We start from the raw sequence: 18,156 nt of genomic DNA, 5'->3' as shown, positions 1-18,156 counted from the left end.
ATTTTCCAGGAGCTTTTTCCTGCTATTCGCTGCAATCTTTTCCTTTTTAAAGAAAAAAGCAAAAGGATTTACGCTGCTATCAGGGCTAGGGAATTTGTTTTCAGTTATAACACCTTTTTTAATGTTGCTTTCTATTTAAAAGACAATAAAATCTCACTATTTTCTAATTAGCGGCCAATAATTGAGATTCTTCAGGAGTAAAGTCATTAATGATACTGTAAGTTTCAATTTTAGCTATTGCCATTTCATCCAGAATGTCAATTAAATTTTTATAATTACATTTTGCGCTGGGTTTTATGATTACTATGGCGCCTCTAGCTGAATCACTAGTATATTCTTGAATTATTTTGTTTTTATTTTGTTTTTATTTTGCAGTTCTTGCCGAATACCATTTACACCATATAACAGCGTTTTTGGATTTTCTATTGGGTTTGATAACAAACCATGATAAGTTACTAGTTTATCATTATCGCCAAGCAATACCGTATAAATTCTGGTTTCATCTGGATTATTACATATTGGTTCAGGACCACAACCACCTTTTTCTCCAGAATAATATTCGATCATTTTCGGTTTTGCCAAATCAATAGTAACCATAAAAAATGCAATTAGAAGAAACGAAACGCTAACCATGGCGGTTAGATCTACTCTAGACTCCAATTTTTTGCTTCTAATTTTTTTAGTTAGGTTTTTCATAGCTCAAATATTTATAACCTAATTTAGTAAAAATACTTTATTATTGTTAAAAAAGTCTTAATTTTTTTTCATAGATAGCGATTAACATACTGGTTTGTAAGTATTTGTGTTTTTGTTGGTTTTTATTATATTTTTTATTAAAACCATAATTACAAAAAGAGCGTAAATGACTTTATATAACTTAAACAATTAAATTTTATGAAAACTAGAAAATTTTTATCAATTGCATTATTCACAGTAGTATTAGGAGCAACTTCTTTCGCTCAAAAAACAGTTATGGTTGGTGGAGCAGCGATGTATCCTTCTAAAAATATTGTTGAGAATGCTGTAAACTCAAAAGATCACACAACTTTAGTAGCAGCAGTAACAGCAGCCGGTTTAGTTGAAACATTACAAAGTAAAGGACCATTCACCGTTTTTGCCCCAACAAATGCCGCGTTTGATAAATTACCAGCTGGAACTGTAACTACATTGTTAAAACCAGAAAACTTAAAAACATTACAAACAATCCTTACGTATCATGTTGTTGCAGGAAAAATGAACGCTTCGGATATAGCAAAAGCTATTAAAATGGGGAATGGAAAAGCTACAATGAAAACGGTTAGTGGAGGAACTTTGACAGCTTGGATGCAAGGAAAAGATTTATACATTACAGATGAGAACATGAATAAAGCTAAAGTAACTATTGCTGATGTTAACCAATCAAATGGTGTGATTCACGTGATTGATGCTGTTGTATTACCTAAACAATAATTTTTGGATTAGAGGTTAATATTTTGTTAGTCTTAAAAGCCTTGCTACTCGCAGGGCTTTTTTGTATAAAAAAGTCCCAATTCTAAACTTAGAATTGGGACTTAATATTTTTATAAAAAGAGCTATTATCGCAAGCTAGCTCCAAGTTCAGTTTCAAAATTATTTTGCAGTTTGCTCATAATTTTATCAATTTGTATATCGGTAAGAGTTTTAGAACTGTCTTGAATAGTAAAACTTAGCGCGTATGATTTTTTACCTTCAGGAAGATTTTTTCCTTCATACACATCAAATAGATTAATATCCTTTAAGAGTGCTTTCTCTGTTTGACGTGCAATATTGTAAATGTTGTCATACGTTACGTTTTGATCAATTAGCAACGCTAAATCTCTACGAACTTCAGGATATTTAGGAATCTCAGTATATTTTATCTTGGCAGCAATCAATTTTAAAATCAAAGCCCAGTTAAAATCAGCGAAAAACACTTCTTGTTTGATTCCAAAATGTTTTAATATTGATTTTTTAACTACTCCTAATTCTACCAATATTTCGGTTCCAACGCTAATAGCAATCCCTTCAGAAAACACATCTGTTGTTACTGGTACGTTTTGAGTTTTTTGAATCCCTAATCTGGAAAGAATTCCGTTTACATATCCTTTGAACAAAAAGAAATCAGATGGTTTTTGAGCGCTGGTCCAGTTTTCTTGATTTCTATTTCCAGAAAGGAATAAAGTCAAGTGCTTTTTCTCTTCGTAACCGGCAAGGTAGTTATGGTACGTTTTTCCAAATTCAAATAATTTCAAATCGGAATTTTTACGATTGATATTATAAGAGATTGCTTCCAGCCCGGAAAATAGTAAAGATTGACGCATTGTAGCTAAATCAGCACTTAAGGGATTTAACATTGTTACGTTATTTGCTTGATTCAAAACTTCAGAAAGTTCAACATAAGACGCGGTAGTCAATGAATTAGCCATCATTTCATTAAATCCTTGAGAATTTAATTGTGTAGCAATCACATTTTGTATTTTGTAATCTTCATTTCTTGGAGAATTAGAAACCGTCGCATTTAATTTTTTAGAAAAATTAATGTTGTTGTATCCGTATACTCTCAATATTTCCTCTATAACATCTATTTCTCTTTGCACGTCAACTCGATAAGAAGGAATAGTCAATCCTAATCCTGCATCTGAAACGCTGTTTACTTTAATGTCTAATGAAACTAATATTTTCTTAATAGTATCTTTTGGTAATTCCTGTCCAATAATTTTAGCTACTTTACCGAAGTTTAAAAACACAGAAAAGTCTTCAATTTTCTTTGGATACACATTAATAACATCAGATGTTATTTCTCCACCAGCTACTTCTTGAATCAATAAGGCTGCACGTTTCAATGCGTATTCAGTAATAGTAGGGTCAATTCCTCTTTCAAAACGGAAAGAAGCATCAGTATTTAATTGATGTCTTTTGGCTGTTTTACGAATGCTCACTGGATTAAAATAAGCACTTTCTAAGAATATAGAATTAGTACTTTCAGAAACTCCTGATTTTTTTCCGCCAAAAACTCCAGCAATACATAAAGGACCTTTTTCATCACAAATAATTAAATCTTCTTCGTGTAAAGTTCTTTCTATGTCATCAAGAGTTGTAAATTTTGTTCCCGCAGGAAGTGTTTGAACTACTATTTTACCGTTAATTTTTGAAGCATCAAAGGCATGAAGTGGTTGGCCTAATTCGTGTAAAACGTAATTAGTGGCATCTACAATATTATTTTTTGGATTTAATCCAATCGCTTTTAATCTATTTTGCAACCAAGCTGGAGATGGTTTTACTTCAATTCCGGAAATAGTTACACCACAATATCTAGGAGCAAGTTTAGGTTCTTTTACATCAATATCAATTTTCAAAGTTCTTTTGTCCACTCTGAAATTACTCACTGAAGGTGTGATTAATTCAACGTTTATACCACTTTGTAGCATTCCGGCTCTTAAATCACGTGCTGTTCCTAAATGGCTCATTGCATCGGCACGATTGGGTGTTAGTCCAATTTCGAAAACTTCGTCATTTTCAATTTTGAAAACTTTTGCAGCAGGAGTTCCAGGTGCTAAGGCTTCGTCTAATATCATAATTCCGTCATGGCTTTCACCAAGACCTAATTCATCTTCGGCGCAAATCATTCCGTGACTTTCCTGTCCGCGTATTTTTCCTTTTTTGATTGAAAAAGCAACTCCGGCCGCATCGTAAAGTGTAGTTCCAATTGTAGCAACCGGTACTTTTTGTCCTGCAGCAACATTATTGGCACCACAAACAATCTGCACAGGAATGCCATTTCCTAGATCTACAGTAGTTATTTTTAGTCTGTCAGCATCCGGATGTTGGATACAAGTAAGAACATGCCCTACAACAATGCCTTCTAATCCGCCTTTTACCGATTGGTATTTGTCAACAATTTCTACTTCCAGACCTAAATCGGTAAGTAGTGCTGCAGTTTCTTCGGATTTCCAGTCTATTTTAATGAATTGTTTTAACCAGTTGTAAGATATTTTCATCTGTCAATTTTAATGCGATTACTTCGTCAGTTCGACCTTCGGTCTCGGGTGCAAATATAAGGATTGCAGTTTGGAGTAAGAAACAATTTTTTTGGTTTTTTATAACTGATTTAATGTATTAAGTAAGTATTTAAAATAGGAATTTAACAGTGTTAGTTATAAATAAATATGAATTAAATAATAAATTTAGGTTAAAAAAACACATATGAAAATTTAATGCTATTAGTTGAATGAATTGTGCTATTCTAACTATGAAGATGAGGGTATATTTGATAAAACATAAATAGATAACGACATGGATAACGTGGTAAAAAGACCTGATTTTAAGGCAACATATGATAATTATATAGGTGGGAAATTTGTTGCGTCAATAGGTGGGCAGTATTTTGACGTAGTTTCACCGGTTGACGGAAAAGTATTTACAAGAGCCGCACATTCTACTAAAGTAGATTTAGATTTAGCTGTTGATACTGCGTATGAAGCTTTCCAAACATGGGGAAAAACATCTGTTACGGAACGCAGTAATTTATTGAATAAAATTGCTCAGGTTATGGAAGATAACCTTGAATATCTTGCTACTGTTGAGACAATTGACAACGGAAAAGCCATTCGTGAAACATTGGCAGCCGATATGCCTTTGGCAATTGATCACTTCAGATATTTCGCAGGTGTAATTCGTGCTGAGGAAAGTTCAATCGCCGAATTGGATTCGCAAACGGTTTCTATTGCTTTAAGCGAACCTTTGGGAGTTATTGCTCAAATTATCCCTTGGAATTTCCCTATTTTAATGGCTGTTTGGAAATTAGCGCCAGCATTAGCAGCAGGAAATACAGTAGTTTTAAAACCTGCAGAAAGTACGCCAATCTCTATTATGGTTTTGATGGAATTGATTGGTGATATCTTGCCTCCGGGAGTTATAAATATTGTTAATGGTTTTGGTGCTGAACTTGGAAGAGCTTTGGTAACCAATAAAAAAGTATCAAAAGCAGCTTTTACAGGTTCTACAACAACTGGTCGTTTAGTAATGCAATATGCTACTGAAAATATTATTCCAGTAACCTTAGAACTTGGAGGAAAATCTCCAAATATTTTCATGAAGTCTGTTGGTGATGCTGATGATGATTTCTTTGACAAAGCAATTGAAGGTGCGGTAATGTTTGCTTTGAATCAAGGAGAAATTTGTACTTGTCCGTCCAGATTATTAGTTCACGAAGATATTTATGAAAAATTCATTGCCAGAGTAATCGAAAGAACAGCCGCAATCAAATTAGGAAATCCTTTAGACAGAACTACTATGATGGGAGCACAAGCATCTTTAGTTCAAAAAGAAAAAATCCTGACTTATATAAAATTAGGAAAAGAAGAAGGTGCGGAAGTTTTAATTGGAGGTGAAGAAAATCATTTGGAAGGGAATTTAGCAGGAGGTTATTATATCAAACCAACGCTTTTCAAAGGACACAATAAAATGCGTATTTTTCAAGAAGAAATTTTTGGACCAGTTTTAGCCGTTACTACTTTCAAAACTACCGAAGAAGCTATTGCTATAGCAAATGATACGATGTATGGTTTGGGAGCCGGACTTTGGACACGTGATGCACACGAAATTTATCAGGTTCCAAGAGCGATTCAAGCAGGTCGTGTTTGGATTAATCAATACCATTCTTATCCTGCAGGTGCTCCTTTTGGAGGCTATAAACAATCAGGTATTGGTCGTGAAAATCATAAAATGATGCTTGGACACTACCGTCAGACAAAAAATATGTTGATTTCTTACGATAAAAAGAAATTAGGGTTCTTTTAATTAATTACAGATTATTGGTTAATCTTGAACCTGACAGATTGTATAATTTGTCAGGTTTTATTTTAAAGGGAAATACATGGGTGAAATCATTTAAAATGGTACACGGATTATACAGATTTTGAAATAAATTTAACTTATTGAACAGTAATGAATCTGCGAATTAGCGGTAATTTTATAGACTAAAAAATAAACACATTTTGAAATATTTTTTCGACAAATCAAATTAAAAAAGATGATAAAAAGAATTGATGCCACAGAAAAAGCAATAGAATTAATCAAAATTCTAAAGGAAAAGCACGGTGATTTAATGTTTTATCAAGCGGGAGGATGTTGTGAAGGAACGCAACCACAATGTTTTGAAAAAGGCGGATTTTATCAGCGAATGGGTGATGTGTGCATTGGCACAATTGAAGATACTGAATTTTGGGTTGACAAAGATTTATTCGAATATTGGAAACATGCTCATTTTACTTTGGATGTAATTGATGCTTTTGGAGTGGGTGGATTTTCATTAGAAACGCCATTGAAAAAAACATTCCGAATTGAATATAGACTCTTTACTCCGGAAGAAGAATTATCGCTTGAGCCGGTGACATTTATTGAATAAGCTAGTTTACGAACAATAATTGATATTGTTTTGGAGTAATTCCTTCGTGTTTTTTAAACAAACGAATAAAATAATTACAATCTTCAAATCCTGATAAATAACAGACTTCATTGATTTGTATTGATGGATTTTTTAGCAATTGTTTGGCACATCTCATTTTCTCGCTAATCACAAATTCGATGGGGCTCATGCCTAATTCTCTTTTGAAAAAACGATAGAAAGATGTTGTGCTCATACACGCTTTCTCACTCAAGTGTTTCATGCTGATGTTTTCCTTCAAATTCAAGCGGATGAATTCTACAACTTGTGTAATGGGATTTTTTGGATCGGCAAATAAACCGTCATCTATTGCTTTTGCTGTTTGTGTCTGAATAATTCGAATTAATAATTCCTGCAAAGTCAAATCAGCCAAAGCATCTTTAGTTATTGAAGTGCTCATGCATTCTTTGATCAATTTATTAATCGTCGTTGCCAATTCCACATTGTTGTAAAAGAAATAATTTTGGTAGTTCAATTGCCAGAACTGGTCTTTTCCTTCTTTTGGGTAGCGTTCATTTAAAAATTGTAAAGTATCGGTAATTTTAGTTTGGTCTATCGCCAAAGCTAAACACTGCGTCGGATTGTTTTTTGAAGCCTCAGGAAAATCTATTTTCATCTCAACATTAGAAGGAATCACAACCGTTTCGCCAGGTAAATAGACAAAACTGGGGTCATCAAAAAGATGCATTATTTTTTTGCCTCGCAACATGCTGGTCACTACAAAATCATTAAATTTTAAAGGAACTAATGCCGAAGATTCATACGTTTCAAAAAGATTCAGTTCACAATGGTTTAAAGAGTAAACAGTTCTATTTTCTACTAATGTTTTTAAAGATTTCTCGTTTGATAAATGAGGTGGATTTATAAAAGCGCGGGTACTATTCATAGTTTTAAACTTTAAAAAAGGCAAAGTTTAAATTTAATGAAAATAATTAGAACCAGAACACTGTTTAACAAAATTTAAATTAATTCTTCCACATGTTTTTTGATGTTCTCAGCAATTTTATGAGTTGGCAAATCATTTTCATCGCTTCCAAAAGGATCTTCAATTTCCTCAGCAATCAATTCTAAACTTGCTAAAACATAAAAAATAAATACCACAACCGGAACTACATAATAACCCAAACTAAAAGAATATCCAAAAGGCAGTGTCATCACATAAAAGAAGATGAATTTTTTAAGAAAAGCACTGTAGGAGTAGGGAATAGGCGTGTTTTTGATTCGTTCGCAAGCACCACAAATATCAGTAAATGATTTTACTTCTTCGTTTAAAATAATCAGTTGATCACCACTTATTTTTTTTGAATCATACAAATCATTAATTTTTTGAAATAACATTTTAGCGACCTGATTGGGTTTGTGTTTGTGATGATCAATTTCTAAATCCACATCTTCAAACAATTGTTTGCTAGTATCATCATCATTCAAATGTTTATGCAAAATAGAAGCATAACCGGGAATCATTTTTCGAAAGTATTTGCGATCTTTTTCTTCATGCAAAATGGCAGATAATTTGATGGCAAAATTACGACTGTTATTGACTAATGCTCCCCACATTTTACGTCCTTCCCACCAACGGTCATACGCAGTATTGGTTCTGAAAACGAGTAGTAATGAAATCACGAAACCAAGCATTCCGTGCATAATTGTAATATTCTTTACATAACTGTTGTCAGCTAATTTCCAATATTCAACCTCTAAATAACCGATAACTCCAGAATAAATTCCAATAGCTAGCATTATTGGCATTAACGTTCTAAAAGTGTCTGCTTTGTGAAAACGAAAAATAAAAGTAAACCAGTCTTTTGTATTATATGAAACCATTTAATAAGCTTTTTTAGCAAATTTAAATTAAAAATTAAGATTTCCGGCCAATTCTCGGAGTGCAATTTCAGATAATTTTCCTTGAAATTGTGCATTGCTGTATCGCACTTTTGCATTCACATAATTCAATTGTGCAGTTCTGAATTCTAAAGTTGTTATTGTTCCAATTCTGAATTTTTCTAAAGTAATATTCAGATTTTGTTTGGCTATCGATTCATTTTTTTCTTCTAAAGCAATCAATTCTAAATTGGTCAAATACGTTTGATAGGAAGTTGCTAATTGTGAGTTTAAAGCTAAATTTTGTTGATCAATATTTAATTTAGAATTTTCAATTTGAATCTTGGCGATTTTCTCATTTCGATTTTGTGAAAAGCCATCAAATATATTCAAAGAAGCACTAAAACCATAGTTCAAACCTCTGGATTGTGATTGTGCCACAAACCCAAGACTAGATTGGCTTTCTGAAAAATTATAGGCAGTATTCACTCGAACTGTCGGATAACGTGCCGCTTTGATTTGTTTTAATTCTAATTCAGCTACTCTTTTATTAATAATCTGGGCTTCTAATTGTGGATTTTGCTTTTCGGCTAAAGCTCTTAGTTCAGGCAGCAGTAATAATGCATCCACTTCAAGTTCATCAATAACTTTGAAATCAGTCGCAACATCTCTTGCCAATAATTGATTTAATAAAATTTTACTGTTAGCATACAATTCTTTTTGTCTTAACAACGCAACTTGGTCCGTATTCAAATCAACTTGGGCATTCAAAACTTCTAATTTAGATGCTTTTCCAATGGTAAATCTGTTTTGTGCCAAAGTCAAGCGCTGGTTTGAAATCACAATTGTTGTATCCAAAGCGGCTAATTGTTGTTGCTGTTGCACCAAATTGTAATATGCTGCATTCACGTCACTGATTCGCGTGATTACTGTTAGTTTTAATTGTGCTTCACCCAGTTTTTGTAATTCTTTTAACTGATCCAGTCTGGCAAACATTCGCATTCCGTCAAAAACTGTCCAATCCAATCCAACGCCGTAGGTTAAACTGTTGTTTTTGGCATTGTCTAATTCAGTTTCTGTTCCGTCCTGACGCGTTTGGGAACTATTCTGAATGCTGTTGTTATCCACGACGGTTGCAGTAACTGTGGGTAACATCCCAGCATTTCCAATGGCAACGTTTGTTTTTTCAATGCTTAAATTATTGGTGGCAATTTTTATTTCGTAATTGTTTTCCAATGCAATTTTCACTGCGCTTTCCAATGTCAAAACTTCTTGTGCATTGGTTTTTACCACACAAAATAAGAGTAGTACAAAGCTTTGAAATAGTATTTTAGTATGTGTCATAATTATATTTTTTAGCCACGAATCAACGAATTTTAGATAAAAATTCGCGTAAATCTATTTAATTCGCGTCATCAGCATTCCATTAAAATTATTTAACTTCTTTTTCATATTCTTCAATATGATCAAATTCAGGGTAATGTTTTCTGGCCTTAGACCACATTAAATACATAGCTGGAATAACAAATAATGTTAAAACTAAAGAGAAAATGGTTCCTCCTACAATCACAACTCCCATCCCAATTCTACTAGTTGAAGCTGCACCAAGTGACATCGCAATTGGCAATGCTCCTAATGAAATGGCTAAACTCGTCATTAAAATAGGTCGTAACCTCGCTTCCGAAGCTTCTAAAATAGCTTCCATTTTCGGTTTGCCTTGCTCTCGAAGCTGGTTCGCAAATTCGACAATTAAGATTCCGTTCTTGGTTACCAAACCAATAAGCATTACGGTTCCAATTTGGCTGAAAATATTCCAAGTCTGGTCAAATAACCATAATGAGAATAATGCTCCTGCAACGGCCATTGGAACGGTTAAAATAATGATAAAAGGATCAATAAAGCTTTCAAATTGTGCCGCTAAAATCAAAAATATTAATACCAAAGCCAATCCAAATGCAAAAGCAGTATTCGAACTACTTTCAACAAAATCTCTGGATTCTCCACCTAAATCGGTAGTGAATGTATCGTCAAGAACTTTAGCTTTAATTTCGTTCATCGCATCAATTCCATCGCTAATACTTTTGCCTGGAGCGAGACCTGCAGAAACAGTAGCGGCCATGTATCGATTGTTGTGGTATAATTGTGGCGGATTACTTTTTTCTTCAATGGTGACAACATTGTCCATCTGGATTAATTGCCCCAAATTATTTTTGACATACATCGACGTTAAGTCCAATGGTTTCGAACGATCTTTTTGGTCAAATTGTCCAATAACCTGATACTGTTTTCCATTCCTCATGAAATAACCAAAACGTTGTCCGCTTAATGAAAGTTGTAAGGTTTGTGCAATATCAATAACTGAAATTCCTAAACTTTCGGCTTTTTCTCTGTCAATGGTAACATTAACTTCTGGTTTGTTGAATTTTAAATTCACATCACTAACCGCAAAAGTTGGATTTTTAGCTACTTCATCCATAAAAACAGGAATTTTTTCTTCCAGTTTTTTAAAGTTTGGAGCTTGTATGATGTATTGAATAGGCAATCCACCGCGTCTGTTTACTGCAATAGTAGGTTGCTCAATTACGGAGGTTTTTGCATCTGGATATTGTTTAGTCCATTTGGTTAATTTCTCAGCAATTTCTTTTTGAGAATCTTTTCTTTCATCTGGTTGAACCAATGATACCCGAATAAAACCACTATTTACGGATGAAGATCCAAAACCAGGTGACGTAATAACTAAGGCTACTTTTTTACCAGGAATCGAGTCATCTACCAATTTTGAAACTTCTTGCATAAAACGATCCGTGTATTCATAAGAAGAACCTTCGGGTGTAGACATACGCAACACAAAACCACTACGGTCATCGTATGGCGCGGTTTCTTTTTGCAAAAGGTTGAAAAATAAATAAATTAATCCAAAACAAGCAATCAAAATAGGGAAGCTCAACCATTTTTTCTTCATAAAACGGTCTAATGCACTAGCATAACCACTGTTTAGTTTTTGAAAATAAGGTTCTGTACGAATGTAGAATTTTGATTTTTTTTGTTCGCCGCCTTTCATTAAATAGGCGTTTAACATTGGGGTTAATGTCAATGATACAAAAGCCGAAATTAATACCGCAGCACCTATGACGACTCCAAATTCCCTAAACAATCTACCGACAAATCCTTCGAGGAAAATCACAGGAAGAAATACCGCTGCCAAGGTTATTGAAATCGAAATTACCGCAAAAAATATTTCGTTAGATCCTTTGATAGCAGCCTCGATAGGCGTCATTCCTTCTTCTACTTTTTTGAAAATATTCTCGGTGACCACAATTCCATCATCAACTACCAATCCCGTTGCCAGAACAATAGCCAATAATGTCAATACATTGATGGAAAACCCGAAAAGCCACATGATAAAGAAAGTAGCAATCAACGAAACTGGAATATCAATCAATGGTCTAAAAGCAATCGCCCAATCCCTAAAGAATAAATAGATAATCAAGATTACCAGAACAATTGAAATTCCTAATGTTTCCGCTACTTCAATAACCGATTTTTTTACAAAAACAGTATTGTCAATGGCAATATTTAGTTGAATATCCTTTGGTAAATCCTTTTTTAAACGTTCAAATTCTTTGTAAAAAGCAGTAGAAATATCTAAATAATTTGCTCCGGGAAGCGGCACAATAGCAACACCAACTAAAGGCGTTCCAGATTGCGTCATTTTGGTTTCTGTATTTTCAGGTCCAAGACTTGCTAATCCTACATCACTAAAACGTACTACTTTTTCTCCTTCGGAACGAATAATAATATTGTTGAATTCTTCAGCAGTAGATAGGTTTCCCACTGTTTTTACCGTTAATTCGGTATTGTCTCCCGTTAGTTTCCCCGAAGGTAATTCTACATTTTGTTTGTTTAAAGCATCTCTCACTTCAGAAACGGTACAACCGTAAGAAGCCAGTTTCACGGGATCAATCCACAAACGCATGGCATATCTTTTTTGTCCCCAAATTTGGACACCACTCACACCAGGAATCGTTTCTAATCGTTGTGAAATTACATTTTCGGCATAATCACTTAATTCTAATGCGTTTCTCGTATCACTTTGAACCGTCATTGAAATAATCGCTTCACCATTGGCATCAGCCTTAGAAACAACAGGCGGAGAATCAATATCTTGTGGAAGATTTCTAACGGCTTGAGAAACTTTATCTCGCACATCGTTAGCAGCTTCTTCTAAATCTTTATCCAGATTAAACTCTATGGTAATGTTACTGCTTCCTTGCGCACTCGAAGAAGTAACGTTTCTAATCCCATCAATGGAATTGATTGCTTTTTCTAACGGTTCCGTAATTTGCGACTCAATAATATCAGAATTTGCGCCGGCATATCGAGTACTAATGGAAACTTGTGCAGGATCAATCGATGGAAATTCTCGAACCCCCAGAAAAGTATAACCAATTATTCCAAACAATACGATGGATAAATTGATTACTATAGTAAATACAGGTCTTCTAATACTTGTTGTGGATAAACTCATTTTTTTTGAATTATGAGTTATAAATTATGAATTATGAGTTACTGGATGTAAACTCACAATTCATAATTTATAACTTTTAAAATTATTTAATTTTAACAGTCACAGGAGTTTCATTTTTTAGAGACATAACACCACTGGTAATAATGGTATCACCCGCTTTCAAACCAGAAAGAACTAAAATAGAGGCATCCGTTCTTGTGGCAGTTTCTATCATCACTTCTTTGGCTTGACCATTACTGGAGATAAAAACTTTTTTACCGTTTTGCACGGGAATAATAGCTTCTGTAGGCACGACGATAGCATCTTTTATAATATCTAAAGGCAATTCGACATCAGCAAATGTCCCTGGTAATAATTTTCCGTTTTTGTTATCGGCAATCGCACGAACTTGTAATGTTCTGGTGGCTACGGCAACTTCAGGCTCGATAGCATATACTCTTGCGGTATACTTTTCAGTAGAACCCGAAACGGTGAAACTTATATTGGTATTCGTTTTTACTTGACTGGCGTATTTTTCAGGGATTGAAAAAGTAATTTTTAATTTTCCTGTATTTACTAATTTCGCTACCAAAACTGTAGGTGTAATGTAGGTTCCTGGAGATATAGATCGCAATCCGATTCTTCCTGAGAATGGAGCTCTAACTGATGTTTTGGCGATTTGTGCTTTTATCAACTGACTTTGTGCTTGTGCGGATTTTAAATCGGCTCTGGCCAAATCATATTCTTCTTGACTGATGGCTTCTTTTTGTAGTAACAATTTGGCTCTTCTTTCGTTTTCCGAAGCCAATCCTTCTCTGGTGGAAGTTTGTCTCAATTGTGCTCTTAATTCTAAATCATTTACTTTAAAAAGTACCTGCCCTTTGCTCACATTACTTCCTTCCTGAAAATAAATAGCCTCTACAATTCCAGATACTTCACTACGAATTTCTACTTGTTCATTGGCTTCAATAGAACCGGAAAGAGATAAGTTATTGTCAAAAGTTTGTGGTGTTGCCACAATTCCGTTAACGCTCATGGACTTACCTTTCCCTTTTTGGTCTTTCGAATCGGCATTTTTACTTTTATTTTCTGTGATTCGGTAGCCAATAAATCCAATGATTCCGATGGTTAACAAGCCATAAACTAGGTATTTAATTTTCATAGGTATAGAATAATGTAGGATTAGGTTTGCGTAATTTTAGTTAAAAACAAATTTAGGTTTTAGAAATGGGAATTGTGATCTTGTTAATTTTTATTTAACGTTTGTACATACAAATATTAACAATTAGAAAAAAAAATATTTACAAATAAATAAAAGCAATAACACTTCATAAAGTATATTGACTGCTAAAAAGGCAAATGGTTTAATCCAAAATTGTAAAAAAGAGATCTTTTTTAAGAAAATAAATTTAGTAGCGTAATTTGAAACAGTTAAGAAATGTATATCAAGCAGTGTTTTAACTTATGTAATTCCAGATGTTTTTCTTTTTGGTCATTTCGATAAAAACAGCTCTTAGAGCCGCATGTTCTGGTTTTTGCATGCCCGCATCTTCTTTGAGTAATTTTAAGGCATAGTTTCTAGCTAATGCCAAAGTATCTCTGTCCCGAACCAAATCGGCAATTTGAAGATTAAGTACCCCGCTTTGTTGCGTTCCCATTAAATCTCCCGGGCCACGTAGCTTCAAGTCGACTTCGGCAATTTCGAAACCATCGTTTGTTTGCACCATCGTTTCCATTCGGGTTTTACTGTCGGAACTCAATTTGTGGCTCGTCATTAGGATGCAATAACTTTGCTCCGCACCACGACCCACGCGACCACGAAGCTGATGCAGTTGCGATAATCCAAAACGTTCTGCACTTTCGATAATCATTACACTGGCGTTAGGAACATTCACGCCAACTTCAATCACGGTTGTAGCGACCATAATATTGGTTTTTCCTTCTGAAAACCGTTTCATTTCGGCATCTTTATCCGCTGGTTTCATCTTTCCGTGGAGTATGGAAATCGAATATTGTGGTAACGGAAAATCTCTGGAAATGCTTTCATAACCGTCCATTAAATCTTTGAAATCCATTTTCTCAGATTCCTGAATCAAAGGATAAACAATATAGATTTGTCTTCCCAAAGCAATTTCGTCTCGAAGGAATTTCCAAACCTTTAATCTGTTGCTGTCAAATCGATGTACGGTCTGAATTGGTTTTCGTCCCGGAGGCAGTTCATCAATTACTGAAATGTCTAAATCGCCATACAAACTCATCGCCAAAGTTCGTGGAATAGGCGTGGCGGTCATCACCAAAACGTGTGGTGGAATTACATTTTTCTTCCACAATTTAGAGCGTTGTTCTACGCCAAAACGGTGTTGCTCATCAATTACTGCCAGTCCTAGATTCTTAAATTTTACTTTGTCTTCCAATAAAGCATGCGTTCCGATGAGGATGTGTAATGTGCCGTTTTCCAGTTCTTCATGGATAATTCTACGTTGAGCTATTTTGGTAGAACCCGTTAGGATTCTGATATTTATATTTAATGTTTGTGCTAATTCGGATAAACCAACAAAGTGCTGGTTTGCCAAGATTTCCGTGGGCGCCATCAAGCACGCTTGGAAGCCATTATCAAGTGCCAAAAGCATGCTCATAAAAGCCACAATCGTTTTCCCAGAACCTACATCGCCTTGCAGCAATCGGTTCATTTGGGCATTGCTTCCCATATCGGTTCGGATTTCTTTGATAACTCTTTTTTGGGCATTGGTCAGTTGAAAAGGCAAATGATTCTGATAAAAATCATTGAAATATTCGCCTACGGTTGTAAACGGATGTCCTTTTATTTTGTGTTTTCGAATCAGGTTTTTCGTGATTAATTGCAACTGAATAAAGAACAATTCTTCGAATATTAATCGGAATTTGGCTTTCGCCAATACATCAGCGCTTTTTGGAAAATGAATGTTGAATAAAGCTGCTTTTTTAGGAATCAGCTTCAGTTCGTTGATTAAATAATCCGGTAAAGTTTCTGTGAACAACGCTTGCGTTTCCAGAAACAATTGTTGCATCAATTTATTAATCACTCGATTCGAAATCCCGCGATTCGTCAAGGTTTCTGTCGAAGGATAGACGGGTTGCATTGCCGAACGTAGGCTTTGTTCGTGCTCGCTCATCAATTCAATTTCCGGATGCGCCATGTTAAAAGCATTCCCAAAAGACGTGCATTTTCCGAAAATCACACACATTTCATTAAGTTTTAAACTCTCCCGAATCCATTTGTGACCTTGAAACCAAACGAGTTCCATTTGGCCTGTATCATCCACAAAAGTCGCTACCAGTCTTTTTTGGTTTCTACCAAATTCCACAGTTTTGATGTTGATGATTTTACCGATAATCTGAACTTCTGCAATGTTGTTCTGCAGTTCGTTAATCTTGTAATACCGCGTCCTGTCAATGTATCTGTTTGGAAAAAAATTAACCAAATCCACGTACTTATAAATACCCAATTCTTTACGTAACAATTCGCCCCGATTGGGACCTACGCCTTTTAGGTATTCAATGGGAGTAAGCAGGAGGTTTTGCATTTAGATTTTTTTGGACACAGATAAAACGGATTTGCAAAAGCAAAAACGCAGATTAAAACGGATTTTTAATTTGATGAAGCGAAGATAGTTTTTTGTTTGGAAATTTGGAAATGGGAAGGCTTGGAAATTGAGTAGGAAAAATTGTATATTTGAAAAAAAAATAAACTACCCCAATTAAAATGAAAAATAAAATACGTTATTTATTGCTATTTATAATTATAGTAGGAATCAATTCAAGTGTAATTGCTCAAGCTCCACAAATCACTATTGAGAGAAGTGTTAATACTGATAATAGTGTCGTATTGAGTTATAAAAAGGAAGAACCGGGTAGTTATTTTGTCTATTTAAATTTTTCAAATGTTACCAATAGTAATGTTTCGAATTATAAAACAATTATCGATAGCTATTCAGGAAATCTACTCACACTTAAACCATCAAACGACAAACAATCAATTGGTTATGCGTTACAATATTATGTAATATTTGGCAAGCCTAATCCAAAAGTTGACAGCTTATTTCATTACGTTTTACCTTTCAAGAAAGGGAAGAGGCATAAAATAGTTGAAGCATCTAATTTAGGTGAAAAATATCTTGGACAAGAAAAACCTAAAAATTGGAAGTCGTATGTAATCAATTCTACAACGCCTGATACAATTTGTAGTATGAGAAAAGGAATTGTGGTTAAAATTGATAATCAATACCAAAATTCCTCTTTAGACATGTCGTTTACTAGCAAAAGAAATTCTATCACTGTGGAACATTCAGATGGAACAATAGCGATATACAATGGATTTAAAAAAAATCTAATATTTGTAAAATTAGGTCAAACCGTCTATCCTCAATCTGAGTTAGGAGTAATAGAAGAGTTTAATCTAGGTGTTTATCGAGCAGATTTTTTTGTTTTTTATTGGTCCGACAAAGAAATTAATAATGCATCCAAACAATTTTTTCAAAATTATCGTTCTAAATATACCTATTTAGCACCCTATTTTGTTACTGAAAATGGTGTAGAACAAATAGTGTCGACCAATGAGTATGAGGCACTTTGCAATGAAGAGCTGTTAACTCTTGAATTCAGTCGATCAGAAAAGAAAAAATACCTAAAAGAACCAACCTTATTTCGATAATTATAAAATACAAAATCAAAAAAACGACAAAAGAAGACAATGTTCTTTTGTTGTCATTGAGGTTAATTACTTTTACTTTAAATAATAGTATGAAATACAAATGGTTTCATGATGTTACCTACAAATAAATCGCTTAATAGATGAATCCAACAATAACTACACTCACTGAAAAAAAATGTATTGGTCTGAACCAAAACATGTCCTATACTGATTATCAAGCGCAAGAAGTTTGGAAACGTTTTATGCCAAGGCGTAATGAAATCAAAAATAGAGTAGGTGCTGATTATCTATCCATTCAGGTATTTGGGAACTCGTATTGGAATGCTTTTAATGCAGATAACACTTTTCAGAAATGGGCAGCGGTCGAGGTAAGTGTTTTAGAGGATGTTCCTGCCGAAATGGACACATTAATTATTCCAACTGGCTTGTATGCTGTATTTGTATACAAAGGAGACGGAGCAACTGCACCCGCTTTTTTTGAATCGATTTTTAGCAGTTGGTTGCCAAATTCTATTTACGAATTGGCAGATCGTCCGCATTTTGAAATTCTTGGTGAAAAATATCAAAAAAACAATCCCAATTCTGAGGAGGAAGTATGGATTCCAATTCAATTTAAATAAGAGTTTACTTTATACAATTATTACTTTAAAAAGCAATGATTGAATATTGAGCTGCTGTTCCTATTATTTATGCTAA

General features: G+C 34.2%; 13 protein-coding genes. 5 read left to right on the top strand and 8 right to left on the bottom strand.

The annotated features are described in order from the left end of the window. Positions 1–342: 342 nt before the first annotated feature. The gene (locus tag ACXX80_RS13185; protein ID WP_458553595.1) at positions 343–696 is read right to left on the bottom strand and encodes an ExbD/TolR family protein; all 354 of its coding nucleotides are present in this window, start codon (positions 694–696) and stop codon (positions 343–345) included. Positions 697–894: 198 nt separating this feature from the next. Here ACXX80_RS13185 and ACXX80_RS13180 point away from each other — a divergent pair, with 198 nt between their 5' ends. Continuing rightward, on the top strand, positions 895–1,449 hold the full coding sequence (locus ACXX80_RS13180) for a fasciclin domain-containing protein (protein WP_099715439.1): 555 nt from the start codon (positions 895–897) through the stop codon (positions 1,447–1,449). Positions 1,450–1,574: 125 nt separating this feature from the next. Here the strand turns inward: ACXX80_RS13180 and pheT are convergent, their stop codons facing one another. Further along, on the bottom strand, positions 1,575–3,995 hold the full coding sequence (gene pheT / locus ACXX80_RS13175; protein ID WP_458553594.1) for a phenylalanine--tRNA ligase subunit beta: 2,421 nt from the start codon (positions 3,993–3,995) through the stop codon (positions 1,575–1,577). Positions 3,996–4,290: 295 nt separating this feature from the next. Here pheT and ACXX80_RS13170 point away from each other — a divergent pair, with 295 nt between their 5' ends. Further along, positions 4,291–5,796 (top strand): aldehyde dehydrogenase family protein, encoded by a 1,506-nt coding sequence (locus ACXX80_RS13170; protein ID WP_458553593.1) that lies wholly within the window; start codon positions 4,291–4,293, stop codon positions 5,794–5,796. Between the two features lie 232 nt (positions 5,797–6,028). Next, positions 6,029–6,403, top strand: a complete 375-nt coding sequence (locus ACXX80_RS13165; protein ID WP_458553592.1) for a DUF779 domain-containing protein — start codon at positions 6,029–6,031, stop codon at positions 6,401–6,403. Position 6,404: 1 nt separating this feature from the next. Here the strand turns inward: ACXX80_RS13165 and ACXX80_RS13160 are convergent, their stop codons facing one another. The 6 genes from ACXX80_RS13160 to recG form a co-directional block, all read right to left on the bottom strand. After that, on the bottom strand, positions 6,405–7,328 hold the full coding sequence (locus ACXX80_RS13160) for an AraC family transcriptional regulator (protein ID WP_458553591.1): 924 nt from the start codon (positions 7,326–7,328) through the stop codon (positions 6,405–6,407). 74 nt (positions 7,329–7,402) lie between these two features. Beyond that, the gene (locus tag ACXX80_RS13155) at positions 7,403–8,266 is read right to left on the bottom strand and encodes a bestrophin family protein (protein ID WP_458553590.1); all 864 of its coding nucleotides are present in this window, start codon (positions 8,264–8,266) and stop codon (positions 7,403–7,405) included. A gap of 27 nt (positions 8,267–8,293) precedes the next feature. Next, complete coding sequence (locus ACXX80_RS13150) at positions 8,294–9,607, bottom strand: TolC family protein (RefSeq protein ID WP_458553589.1); 1,314 nt, start codon at positions 9,605–9,607, stop codon at positions 8,294–8,296. Between the two features lie 88 nt (positions 9,608–9,695). Continuing rightward, positions 9,696–12,791, bottom strand: coding sequence for an efflux RND transporter permease subunit (locus ACXX80_RS13145; protein WP_458553588.1), 3,096 nt, complete (start codon positions 12,789–12,791; stop codon positions 9,696–9,698). An 82-nt stretch (positions 12,792–12,873) separates the two neighbouring features. Further along, a complete protein-coding gene (locus tag ACXX80_RS13140) occupies positions 12,874–13,932 on the bottom strand; it encodes an efflux RND transporter periplasmic adaptor subunit (protein ID WP_458553587.1) in 1,059 nt (352 codons plus the stop codon). A 295-nt stretch (positions 13,933–14,227) separates the two neighbouring features. Continuing rightward, entirely contained in the window at positions 14,228–16,333 is a 2,106-nt protein-coding gene (recG, locus tag ACXX80_RS13135; RefSeq protein ID WP_458553586.1) for an ATP-dependent DNA helicase RecG, read from the bottom strand. A gap of 179 nt (positions 16,334–16,512) precedes the next feature. Here recG and ACXX80_RS13130 point away from each other — a divergent pair, with 179 nt between their 5' ends. Next, positions 16,513–17,460: a hypothetical protein gene (locus tag ACXX80_RS13130; RefSeq protein WP_458553585.1), complete on the top strand. Its 948-nt coding sequence runs from the start codon at positions 16,513–16,515 to the stop codon at positions 17,458–17,460. 140 nt (positions 17,461–17,600) lie between these two features. Next, positions 17,601–18,080: a GyrI-like domain-containing protein gene (locus tag ACXX80_RS13125; RefSeq protein ID WP_458553584.1), complete on the top strand. Its 480-nt coding sequence runs from the start codon at positions 17,601–17,603 to the stop codon at positions 18,078–18,080. Positions 18,081–18,156 lie beyond the last annotated feature (76 nt).

The sequence above is a fragment of the Flavobacterium sp. GNP002 genome (genome assembly GCF_054343795.1).
This window is presented reverse-complemented; position numbering and strand designations above follow the sequence as displayed.